13 protein-coding genes are annotated in these 9,970 nt (G+C 67.7%); 10 read left to right on the top strand and 3 right to left on the bottom strand.

The window, feature by feature from the left end:
* Nucleotides 1-9: 9 nt before the first annotated feature.
* From KXV01_RS00510 to KXV01_RS00495, 4 genes are all read left to right on the top strand, one after another.
* Nucleotides 10-672: a DUF2238 domain-containing protein gene (locus tag KXV01_RS00510; RefSeq protein ID WP_049415152.1), complete on the top strand. Its 663-nt coding sequence runs from the start codon at nt 10-12 to the stop codon at nt 670-672.
* Nucleotides 669-1,328: a phosphoribosylglycinamide formyltransferase gene (gene purN / locus KXV01_RS00505; protein WP_049415155.1), complete on the top strand. Its 660-nt coding sequence runs from the start codon at nt 669-671 to the stop codon at nt 1,326-1,328. The genes KXV01_RS00510 and purN overlap by 4 nt, the downstream gene beginning before the upstream one ends.
* Nucleotides 1,329-1,396: 68 nt before the next feature.
* Entirely contained in the window at nt 1,397-2,218 is an 822-nt protein-coding gene (locus KXV01_RS00500) for a DUF3108 domain-containing protein (protein ID WP_049415157.1), read from the top strand.
* Nucleotides 2,219-2,220: 2 nt separating this feature from the next.
* A complete protein-coding gene (locus tag KXV01_RS00495; RefSeq protein ID WP_099486876.1) occupies nt 2,221-2,904 on the top strand; it encodes a DUF3108 domain-containing protein in 684 nt (227 codons plus the stop codon).
* A gap of 122 nt (nt 2,905-3,026) precedes the next feature.
* Here the strand turns inward: KXV01_RS00495 and KXV01_RS00490 are convergent, their stop codons facing one another.
* Genes KXV01_RS00490 through KXV01_RS00480 form a run of 3 tightly spaced genes read right to left on the bottom strand, consistent with a single transcriptional unit; the run spans nt 3,027 to nt 4,864 of the window.
* Complete coding sequence (locus KXV01_RS00490; protein ID WP_032957609.1) at nt 3,027-3,344, bottom strand: hypothetical protein; 318 nt, start codon at nt 3,342-3,344, stop codon at nt 3,027-3,029.
* Nucleotides 3,341-4,612 (bottom strand): UDP-N-acetylglucosamine 1-carboxyvinyltransferase, encoded by a 1,272-nt coding sequence (gene murA / locus KXV01_RS00485; RefSeq protein WP_049415159.1) that lies wholly within the window; start codon nt 4,610-4,612, stop codon nt 3,341-3,343. Before murA ends, KXV01_RS00490 begins: the two co-directional genes overlap by 4 nt.
* A 21-nt stretch (nt 4,613-4,633) precedes the next feature.
* On the bottom strand, nt 4,634-4,864 hold the full coding sequence (locus KXV01_RS00480) for a BolA family protein (protein ID WP_005408396.1): 231 nt from the start codon (nt 4,862-4,864) through the stop codon (nt 4,634-4,636).
* Between the two features lie 54 nt (nt 4,865-4,918).
* Here KXV01_RS00480 and KXV01_RS00475 point away from each other — a divergent pair, with 54 nt between their 5' ends.
* The 6 genes from KXV01_RS00475 (at nt 4,919) to KXV01_RS00450 (ending at nt 9,956) form a co-directional block, all read left to right on the top strand.
* Entirely contained in the window at nt 4,919-5,920 is a 1,002-nt protein-coding gene (locus tag KXV01_RS00475; protein ID WP_099495101.1) for a KpsF/GutQ family sugar-phosphate isomerase, read from the top strand.
* Between the two features lie 66 nt (nt 5,921-5,986).
* Complete coding sequence (locus KXV01_RS00470) at nt 5,987-6,535, top strand: HAD hydrolase family protein (protein ID WP_049415164.1); 549 nt, start codon at nt 5,987-5,989, stop codon at nt 6,533-6,535.
* On the top strand, nt 6,532-7,107 hold the full coding sequence (gene lptC / locus KXV01_RS00465; RefSeq protein WP_111096978.1) for an LPS export ABC transporter periplasmic protein LptC: 576 nt from the start codon (nt 6,532-6,534) through the stop codon (nt 7,105-7,107). Before KXV01_RS00470 ends, lptC begins: the two co-directional genes overlap by 4 nt.
* Before the next feature lie 101 nt (nt 7,108-7,208).
* Nucleotides 7,209-7,775, top strand: a complete 567-nt coding sequence (lptA, locus tag KXV01_RS00460) for a lipopolysaccharide transport periplasmic protein LptA (protein WP_049415168.1) — start codon at nt 7,209-7,211, stop codon at nt 7,773-7,775.
* Complete coding sequence (lptB, locus tag KXV01_RS00455; RefSeq protein WP_005415558.1) at nt 7,775-8,494, top strand: LPS export ABC transporter ATP-binding protein; 720 nt, start codon at nt 7,775-7,777, stop codon at nt 8,492-8,494. The genes lptA and lptB overlap by 1 nt, the downstream gene beginning before the upstream one ends.
* A 40-nt stretch (nt 8,495-8,534) precedes the next feature.
* Complete coding sequence (locus KXV01_RS00450; RefSeq protein WP_111096979.1) at nt 8,535-9,956, top strand: RNA polymerase factor sigma-54; 1,422 nt, start codon at nt 8,535-8,537, stop codon at nt 9,954-9,956.
* Nucleotides 9,957-9,970: the final 14 nt, after the last annotated feature.

Here is a 9,970-nt window from a genome sequence, read left to right as displayed (position 1 = left end):
CGACTCCCCATGTCCGCGCCTGCCCACTGCACGACCACCTCGCCTACCGCTTCCCGTTTCACGGGCCCCAAGAAGCTGGCCTTCGCCGCCGTGCTGGCGGTGTTTGCGATCAGCTGGATCCACCCGCTGTGGCCCACCGAGCAGGCCCTGCACAGCACCCTGACCGTGATCGGGCTGGCCGCACTGCTATGGGTCGACCGCCGGGGTGGCTGGCTGGGCAATGGCGCCTTCATCGCGATCTGTGGATTCATCGCACTGCATTGCGTGGGCGCGCGCTGGCTGTACTCCAACGTGCCCTACGACGCCTGGGCACAGGCGCTGACCGGCTGGTCGCCGAATGCGGCGTTTGGCTGGCAGCGTAATCATTTCGACCGGCTTATCCACTTCCTGTTCGGCGTCTGCTTCACGCCTGCGCTGCTGCAGCTGGCACGCCATGCCTGGCCGGCGCTGCGCCGCGGCCAGGCTTTCACCCTGGCGGTGATGGCAGTGATGTGCGCCAGCCTGGTCTACGAGTGGTTCGAGTGGGCCATCGCGCTGGCCCTTTCGCCGGACGCCGCCGAGGCCTACAACGGGCAGCAGGGCGACATGTGGGACGCGCATGCCGACATGCTGCTGGCGACCGTGGGCAGTCTGCTGAGCTGGCCGTTGATCCGCCGGCGTGCCCCGCAATGACCGCGCCCAGCCGCATCGCCGTGCTCGCCTCTGGGCGCGGCAGCAACCTGCAGGCCATCCTCGATGCCATCGCGGCCGGGCGCCTGCGCGCCGAGGTCGTCGGCGTGTTCTCCGACCGCCCAGCCGCCGCCGCGCTGCAACGGGTCGGCGCCAGCCTGCGCTGGGCACATGCGCCGAAGGAATTCGAGGACCGTGCCGCCTACGAGCAGGCCCTGGGCGATGCACTGGCTGCGGTCGCGCCGGATTTGATCGTCTGCGCCGGCTACATGCGCATTCTCGGCGCCGCCTTCGTGCAGCGCTTCAATGGCCGCCTGGTCAACATCCACCCCTCCCTGCTGCCACTGCACAAGGGGTTGGATACGCATGCGCGGGCTTTGGACGCCGGCGATGTCGAGCACGGGGCCAGCGTGCATCTGGTCGTGCCCGAACTGGATGCAGGCGCCGTGCTGGCCCAGGCGCGGGTGCCGGTCATGCCCGGCGATGACGCCGACAGCCTGGCCGCGCGTGTGCTGGAGGTGGAGCATCCCCTGCTGATCGCCACCCTCCAGCTGCTGTGCGGCGGCCGCCTGACTGAACGGGAGGGGCAGCCGCACCTGGACGGTCACCCCCTGTTTAGCCCACTGGCCCTAGATTCCGCCGGGAACCTGAACCGGTAACGCCCACGCACACGCCCCGCTGACTGCGGGGCTGGCATCCTGCCCCCCTCCTGCAGCTCCTGCCCTCCATGAAGACCACGACCCTGCTGTCCACTTCATTGCTGCTGTCGCTTGTCGTGCTTCCCGGTGTGGGTTGGGGCCAGGTGCAAGCGCCTGCGGCCCCTGCGCAGCCGGCGCCCATAGTACAGCCGCCTGCGGAACCGGCCGTGCCGATGCCCCCGGCGCTGGCCTGGGAGCCGCCGCCGCTGCAGCCGTTCACCGCGACTTACCAGGCCTTCTACAAAGGCAAGGAGGCCGGCGACGCCAGCATGCAGGTCACCCACAGCGGCGGCAACCAGTGGCGGGTGGACATGCAGGTGGTCGGCCGCCGCGGCTTTGCCAGCGTGCTGGGCCTGAACATCGAACAGAGCACGGTGTTCGAAGAGCGCAGCGGGGTCTACGCGCCGCTCAGCCAGAGCACGGTGCGCAAGGGCCTGTTCCTGGGCAAGAAAGCGGTCGGCACGTACAACTGGCAGGCCGGCACCGCGCAGTGGAGCGGCGACGTCAAGAAGGAACGTGCGCAACCGATCCCGCTGCAGCCGGGCGACCAGAGCGCGCTGCTGATCAATCTGGCGATCATGCGTGATGCCCGCCCGGGCGCCACCATGCACTATCGCTACGTGGACATGGGCAAGGTCCGCCAGCACGACTACCAGGCCGCGCCGCAGACCGAGAATGTCGAGGTCGGAGACCTGTCCTACAACGCGCTGCGGGTGTACCGGACCAACGGCGGCAACAATGAAACCATCCTCTGGATCGCCAACGGTGTCCCCACCCCGGTGCGCATCCTGCAACGCGAAGACGGCGAAGACCGCGTCGATCTGCGCCTGATCGAATACCAAGGAGTCTGAGCATGAGCACCCTGACCCGCCCCCTCACCTGGATCGCTGCAGCCGCACTGTCGGTGGCCAGCCTGCCGGCCATGGCCCTGCAGCCATTCAAGGCCGATTACCTGGCCAGCTACATGGGCATGCAGGCCAATGGCAGCATGACGCTGAGCAGCGAGGGAGCCAACAAGTGGCGCTACACGCTGCAGGTGAAGAACCAGCTGGCCGACCTGAGCCAGAGCACCGTGTTCGAAGAGGTGCGCGGCCAGCTGCGCCCGCTCAGCAGCCAGGACCGTTCGGCACTGCTGGTGAAGAAGCGCAATGTGCAGGCCAACTACAACTGGAGCAGCAACCAGGCCACCTGGACCGGCGACATCAAGCCGGACCGTGCGGGCCCCATCGCGTTGAAGACGGGCGACATGGACGCGCTGCTGATCAACCTGGCAATCGCCCGCGACCTGGCCGCCGGCAAGCCGCTGACCTATCGCATGGTCGACGAAGGCCGCATCAAGAACATGACCTACCGTGTGGTCGGCAAGGAATCGATCACCGTGGGCGGCAAGAGCTACGAGGCCACCAAGGTCTCGCGTGCCGACGGCAACAAGGAGCTGATCGCGTGGATCGTGCCGGAATTCCCGGTGCCGGCGCGCATGCTGCAGCGTGAGAGCGGCCGCGATGCGCTGGACCTGACCATCAAGGCGATGAACTGACGGGCAAACCGGTAGTGCCGGCCGCTGGCCGGCATCTGTGCGGTGCTCCACGAGGTTGACGGGGTTGCCGGCCAGCGGCCGGCACTACCAAAAGAAAACGCCCGCTTCCGCGGGCGTTGTTCTTACTTCTTTTCCTCGGCCGCGGCCGGCTTGAACTCGGTGCGGCAGTCCACGCGGATCTGCTCGCCGGTGCTGCGCCAGACGAAGGTGCGGCAATGGCGGTTGCCGTCCTGGCTGTCGTTCACCGCGACCGCGTAGAACGATTCGATGATCTCGTCACGCGAGACCGTGCCGTCGCCGTTCCAGTCCATGTCCTTCTGCTCGATGCCCTGGGTGATGGCGATGTTGGCGTACCAGGCATAGCCCAGCCACGCCAGCACGATCAGCACCAGGGCCAGCAGCGCCTTGCGGCGCGGGCTGAACTTGCCGCGCAGGATCATGGCACGCGCCGGATGGTGGCGCCGAGCGAAGACAGCTTCTCTTCGATGTTCTCGTAGCCACGATCAAGGTGATAGATGCGGTCGATGGTGGTCTCGCCGCTGGCCATCAGGCCGGCCAGGATCAGCGAGGCCGAGGCACGCAGGTCGGTGGCCATTACCGGCGCACCGCTCAAGGTCTCGCTGCCACGCACGATGGCGGTGTGGCCTTCGACCTGGATGTCCGCGCCCAGGCGCAGCAGTTCGTTGACGTGCATGAAACGGTTCTCGAAGATCGTTTCGTTGATCACGCCGACGCCGTCGGCCACGCAGTTGAGCGCCATGAACTGCGCCTGCATGTCGGTCGGAAATGCGGGGTACGGCGCGGTGGTCAGGTTGACCGCCTTCGGTCGCTTGCCCTGCATGTCCAGGGTGATGGTGTCTTCGGTGGTCTCGATCTTCGCGCCGGCCTCGACCAGCTTGGACAGCACCGCGTCCATGGTGTTCGGGCGCGCACGGTTGACCGTGACCTTGCCGCCGGTCATCGCCGCAGCGACCAGGAAGGTACCGGTCTCGATGCGGTCGGGCAGCACTTCGTGGCGGCCGCCGGACAGACGCTCGACGCCTTCGATGACCAGGCGGGCAGTGCCCAGGCCTTCGATCTTCGCGCCCAGCGCGATCAGGCAATGCGCCAGATCGGTCACTTCCGGTTCCATCGCGCAGTTGTCGAGGACGGTGGTGCCTTCGGCCAGCACCGCGCCCATCAGCACGTTCTCGGTGCCGGTGACACTGACCATGTCGAAGGTGAAATGGCCGCCCTTAAGCCGCTTGGCGCTGGCCTTGATGAAGCCGTTCTCGACCACGATCTCGGCACCCAGCGCCTGCAGGCCCTTGATGTGCTGGTCGACCGGACGCGAACCGATCGCGCAGCCGCCGGGCAGCGACACTTCCGCCGCGCCGAAGCGGGCCAGCAGCGGGCCCAGCACCAGGATCGAGGCGCGCATGGTCTTGACCAGCTCGTACGGCGCAACGTGCTGGTTGACCGAACGCGGGTCGACCACGATCGCACTGCCACGCGACAGCGTGCCCTGGTCGATGGTGACCTTGGCACCCAGCTCGCCCAGCAGCTTCACCGTGGTGACCACGTCGTGCAGGTGCGGCACATTGGTGATCTCCACCGGCTCATCGGCCAGCAGGGTCGCGCAGAGGATGGGGAGGACGGCGTTCTTGGCGCCGGAGATGCTCACTTCACCGTGCAGCGCAGCGCCGCCGGTCACAACGATCTTGGCCATGTATTCGGGATCTTCTGCGGTTCAGCCGGCTTCGGCCGGGGTCACGGTTTTCAGCGCCAGCGCGTGGATCGCGCCGCCCATCAGGTCGCCCAGCGTGGCATAGACCATGCGGTGGCGGGCCAGCGGCATCTTGCCGGCGAAGGCCTCGCAGACCACGGTCGCTTCGAAATGCACGCCATCATCGCCCTGCACATCGGCGCGGGCGCCAGGCAGGCCGGTTTCGATCAGATTGCGGATGGTGTCGGCGTCCAACGGGCTTTCCTAATAAAATGTGCCTCCATTCTACTTCCGCTGCGTGGCGTCCGCATGGCCGAATCCCTGTTGCCCCCCCGTTCCGTCGCCCCTGCCGGCCTGGTCGCCAGTGGCCGCCGCGTGTTCGAGATCGAGCGGCAGGCGCTGGATGCCGTGGCCGACCGCCTGGGCGAGGCCTTCCAGCAGGCCTGCGAGGCGATCCTGGCCAGCCGCGGCCGGGTGGTCGCCACCGGCATGGGCAAGTCCGGCCACATTGCCCGCAAGATCGCCGCCACCCTGGCCTCCACCGGCACACCGGCGTTCTACGTGCATCCCGGCGAAGCCGGCCACGGCGACCTGGGCATGATCACCGAGGCCGACGTGGTGCTGGCCCTGTCCTATTCGGGCGAGTCCGATGAGGTGCTGATGCTGTTGCCGGTGCTCAAGCGCCAGGGCAACCTGCTGATCTCCATGACCGGCCGCCCGCAGTCGAGCCTGGCCACCGCCGCCGACATCCACCTGGATGTGAGCGTGCCGGCCGAGGCCTGCCCGCTGGCGCTGGCGCCGACCTCCAGCACCACCGCCTCGCTGGCGATGGGCGATGCGCTGGCCGTAGCCTTGCTTGACGCACGCGGCTTCACCGCCGACGACTTTGCCCGCTCGCACCCGGCCGGCAGCCTCGGCCGTCGCTTGCTGCTGCACATCACCGATGTCATGCATACCGGCGAGGACCTGCCCAGCGTGAACGCCGATGCCAGCCTCAGCGAGGCGCTGGTGGAAATGAGCCGCAAGCGGCTCGGCATGACCGCCGTGGTCGACGCCGATGGCGTGCTGATCGGCCTGTTCACCGACGGCGACCTGCGCCGGGCGCTGGACAGCGCGCTGGACGTGCGCACCGCGAAGATCGCCGACGTGATGACCCGCAACCCGCGCACCATCGGTGCCGACCAGCTGGCCGTAGAGGCGGCGCGGCAGATGGAGACCCAGAAAATCAACGGCCTGATCGTGGTCGATGGCCAGGGCCGTGCGGTCGGCGCCCTGAACATTCATGACCTGTTGCGGGCCCGGGTGGTTTAACCGACAGTCCGTAGACCCCATTCAGTCTGTAATGCCCCACCCGCCCCCACCGAGCCTGATCGCCTGATGCCCTGGTCCCCGCTGCCCGCGTTCCCCGCCCACCTGCACGCCGCTGCGGCCCGCGTCCGCCTGGCCTGCTTCGACGTGGACGGTACCCTCACCGACGGTCGGCTGTACTACGACAAGGACGGCAACGAGAGCAAGGCGTACTTCGTGCAGGACGGTCTGGGCCTGAAACTGCTGCAGCAGCACGGCATCCACCCCGTGCTGATCACCGCGCGCAACAGCCAGTCCGCGCTCAAGCGCGGCGCCGACCTCGGCATCGACACCCAGATCGCCGTGGGCGACAAGCTGGCCAGCGTGCAGGCGCTGTGCGCACAGCATGGCATCGGCCTGGAGCAGGTGGCCTTCATGGGCGACGACCTGCCGGACCTGGCACCGCTGGGCGCGGTCGGCCTGGCGGTGGCGCCAGCCAACGCCCACCCGTGGATCGCCGAGCGCGTGCACTGGCAGACCCGCGCCGATGGCGGGCGTGGCGCCGCCCGTGAACTGTGCGACATCCTGCTGGCCGCCCAGGGCCATGTGGACGCGGTCCTGGCGAGGTTCGGCGCATGAACCTGCCCACCCTGAACTGGCGCACCGTGCTCGGCATCGGCCTGCTGCTGGCGGCCCTGCTCAGCAGCTGGGCGGCCCTGCGCAACCGCGACAAGGGCACGGCCACTGCCGGCCAGGACGCCGGCGTGGACTACATCCTGCACGACTTCCAGATCGTCGCGCTGGATGAGCAGGGCAAGGAATCGACCACCCTGCGCGCACCGCGGCTGGAACGCCAGCGCGGCGACCAGACCATCAACATCGCCACCCCGCTGTTCGAGATGCCGGACAAGGATGGCAAGCACTGGACCCTGCACGCCGAGACCGGCTGGCTCAGTGCCAAGGGCGACGAGATGAAGCTGCGCGGCAATGTCGCCGGCGACAGTCCGGCCGATCCGGGCGTGGTGCCGACCACTTTCCGCACCGACCACCTGGACGTGTTCCCGAAGGAGAACCGCGCCCGCACCGATGCGCGGGTCACCATGACCCGCCCCGGCATGGAACAGTCCGGCGTCGGCTTCGAGGTGGATTCGAAGAACAACACGTATCATTTCCTCAGCCAGTCCAAGGGCCGTTACACGCCCCGACGCTGATTCCGCCACCCTCCTGCGACGTCCCCGGACCGGCGCAAGGAAGGCGGCCCACCCACCCGCCGCCGGTTTCCCGGACGGCCCCACCGGTAGAACGGACCCCGATGAAGATCCCCTTTGCAGCCGTACTCGCGCTCGGTCTCCTGGTTCCCAGCGCCGCCTTTGCCAAGTCCACCGATCGCAACGAGAACATGAACATCGAGTCCGGCGCCCAGTCGGGCGTGCTTACCGGCGATGGCAAGACCGTGCTCTCGCAGGGTGTGACCGTCACCCAGGGCACGCTGGACATCCGCGCGTCCGAAGCGGAGATCTACCTGAAGGACGGCGAGGCCGTGCGTGCGGTGTTCTCCGGCAAGCAGGCCACGATGAAGCAGCAGCTTGACGACGGCACCTGGATGGACGCGGTGGCTGATCGCATCGACTACGACATCAAGACCGAGATCATCACCCTGACCGGCAACTACAAGGTCACCAGCGCGCGCGGCACCAATGCCGGCCAGCGCATGGTCTACAACACCCGCAGTGGCGAGATGAATTCCGGTGGCGATGGCAGCCGCGTGCGCACCGTCATTCCGCCGAAGAACAAGAACGCGGCGGCGCAGCCGGCCGCCGCACCCAAGGCAGCGGCTCCGGCCAGCACACCGGCCAAGCCGGCGGGGAGCAAGAAGTAATGCTCGTCGCCAAGGGCCTGCGCAAGCGCTACAAGCAGCGCGAAGTCGTCAAGGATTTCGGGCTGACCCTCGACGCCGGTGAAGTGGTCGGCCTGCTCGGCCCCAACGGTGCCGGCAAGACCACCTGCTTCTACATGATCGTCGGCCTGGTCGCCGCCGATGCAGGCAGCATCGTGCTCGACGGCAAGGACATCACCAGCGACCCGATGTACACCCGTGCCAAGCAGGGCGTGGGCTACCTGCCGCAGGAACCGTCGGTGTTCCGCAAGCTGACCGTGGCCGACAACCTCCGCCTGGTGCTTGAACTGCGCGAAGACCTGGATTCGGCCGGCCGCGAGCGCGAATTGAACAGCCTGCTCGACGAGCTGCAGCTGGGCCATGTCGCCGACCAGCTCGGTGCCAGCCTGTCCGGTGGCGAACGTCGTCGCTGCGAGATCGCCCGCGCACTGGCCGCGCAGCCGCGACTGATCCTGCTCGACGAACCGTTTGCCGGTGTCGACCCGATCTCGGTGGGCGAAATCCAGCGCATCGTCACCCATCTCAAGCAGCGTGGCATCGGCGTGCTGATCACCGACCACAACGTGCGCGAGACCTTGGGAATCTGCGACCGCGCGTATATCCTCGCCGAGGGCACCGTGCTGGCCCAGGGCTCGCCGGAGGCGATCCTGGACAACGCTGACGTACGTCGCGTCTACCTTGGGGATTCCTTCAAGCTGTGACCGCAGGTGCTGGGTCCCTTTCCTTCCGTTCGGCACAGGCATGAAGACTCGGCTGCAGACATCGTTGGGACAGCAGCTGGTGCTCACCCCCCAGCTTCAGCAGGCGATCAAGCTGCTGCAGATGTCCACGACCGAGCTGGAGCTTGAAATCGCCCAGGCCGTGGAAAGCAATCCGCTGCTGGACTGGGCCGACGGCAACGACAGCAGTGTCGCCAATGAAGGCGGCGACAACACGGACGCCGAGACGGCGGCCGAACGCACCGACAATGGCGACGACTGGGCACCGGCCGAGCTCGACTGGAGCGCCGCCGGCAGTGGCGGCAGCTTCGACGATGATGATGACGCCGGCAGCGCCGCCGAGCGCGTGGCCGAAACCGAGACGCTGGCCGACCACCTGCTGTGGCAGCTGCACCTGTCGCATCTTTCCATGCATGACCGCAGCATCGGCGCTGCGCTGATCGATGCGTTGGACGACGACGGTTACCTGCGCGAACCGCTGGCCACCATCGCCGAAACCCTGCTGCCGTCGGTCCATGCCGATGAGGATGAAATCCTTGCGGTGCTGCATCGCATCCAGCGCTTCGACCCGGTCGGCGTTGCCGCGCGCACGCTCGGCGAATGCCTGCAGCTGCAGCTGGATGTGTTGCCTGGTGACACCGCGGGCCTGGCGCTGGCGCGGCAGATTGCCGCAGGCCCGCTGGAACGGCTGCCACGCAGTGGTGTCGCCGGTCTGGCCCATGAACTGAAACAGCCGCTGGACGAGGTCGAGACAGCGGTCGCCCTGCTGCGCTCGCTGGACCCGCGTCCAGGGACTCAGATCGCGCCGCTTTCGCAGGATACCTATGTGGTACCCGACGTGGTGGTGTGGCGGCAGAACGGCATCTGGCGCGCGGCGCTGGCCGCCCATGCCGGGCCGAAGGTGGTGATCCACCGTGGCTACGAACAGCTGATCCGCCGCTGTGGCGAGGCCGACGCCGGCTACCTGCGTGGCCAGCTGCAGGAGGCGCGCTGGCTGCTGAAGGGCCTGCAGCAGCGCGGTGAAACCCTGCTGCGGGTGGTGCGCAGCCTGATCCATCAGCAGGCCGGTTTCCTCGAGTTCGGCGAACAGGCGCTGCGTCCGCTGACCCTGCGCGAGATCGCCGCCGAACTGGGCCTGCACGAGTCGACGGTGTCGCGCGCGATCGCCCGCAAGCATGTGCGCACGCCGCGCGGCACGCTGCCGCTGCGTGCCTTCTTCGCCTCGGGCATCGATACCGAAGGCGGTGGCGAGGCGTCCAGCACCGCCATCCAGGCGATGATCCGGCGCCTGATCGACGACGAAAACCCGCGCAAGCCGCTTTCTGACGCCAAGCTGGCTGACCTGCTCAAATCGTCGGGAATTCCAGTAGCGCGACGCACCGTGGCGAAGTATCGTGAAGCCATGAACATCTCCGCCTCGCACGAAAGGGTCAGAATCGCTTGACGCGCCGCCGCGCC

Source organism: Stenotrophomonas sp. Ps181 (assembly GCF_025697425.1).
GTDB lineage: Bacteria > Pseudomonadota > Gammaproteobacteria > Xanthomonadales > Xanthomonadaceae > Stenotrophomonas > Stenotrophomonas sepilia.
The sequence above is the reverse complement of the archived record's forward strand: the minus strand, read 5'-3'. Positions and strand labels throughout refer to the sequence as shown.

What these genes read in the sequence shown, in the direction of transcription:
- KXV01_RS00475 (WP_099495101.1), top strand. Translation starts at nt 4,919, where the DNA reads ATGGCCGAATCCCTGTTGCCCCCCCGTTCCGTCGCCCCTGCCGGCCTG.
- KXV01_RS00510 (WP_049415152.1), top strand. Translation starts at nt 10, where the DNA reads ATGTCCGCGCCTGCCCACTGCACGACCACCTCGCCTACCGCTTCCCGT.
- KXV01_RS00500 (WP_049415157.1), top strand. Translation starts at nt 1,397, where the DNA reads ATGAAGACCACGACCCTGCTGTCCACTTCATTGCTGCTGTCGCTTGTC.
- KXV01_RS00495 (WP_099486876.1), top strand. Translation starts at nt 2,221, where the DNA reads ATGAGCACCCTGACCCGCCCCCTCACCTGGATCGCTGCAGCCGCACTG.
- murA (WP_049415159.1), bottom strand. Translation starts at nt 4,612, where the DNA reads ATGGCCAAGATCGTTGTGACCGGCGGCGCTGCGCTGCACGGTGAAGTG.
- lptB (WP_005415558.1), top strand. Translation starts at nt 7,775, where the DNA reads ATGCTCGTCGCCAAGGGCCTGCGCAAGCGCTACAAGCAGCGCGAAGTC.
- lptC (WP_111096978.1), top strand. Translation starts at nt 6,532, where the DNA reads ATGAACCTGCCCACCCTGAACTGGCGCACCGTGCTCGGCATCGGCCTG.
- KXV01_RS00490 (WP_032957609.1), bottom strand. Translation starts at nt 3,344, where the DNA reads ATGATCCTGCGCGGCAAGTTCAGCCCGCGCCGCAAGGCGCTGCTGGCC.
- lptA (WP_049415168.1), top strand. Translation starts at nt 7,209, where the DNA reads ATGAAGATCCCCTTTGCAGCCGTACTCGCGCTCGGTCTCCTGGTTCCC.
- purN (WP_049415155.1), top strand. Translation starts at nt 669, where the DNA reads ATGACCGCGCCCAGCCGCATCGCCGTGCTCGCCTCTGGGCGCGGCAGC.
- KXV01_RS00470 (WP_049415164.1), top strand. Translation starts at nt 5,987, where the DNA reads ATGCCCTGGTCCCCGCTGCCCGCGTTCCCCGCCCACCTGCACGCCGCT.
- KXV01_RS00450 (WP_111096979.1), top strand. Translation starts at nt 8,535, where the DNA reads ATGAAGACTCGGCTGCAGACATCGTTGGGACAGCAGCTGGTGCTCACC.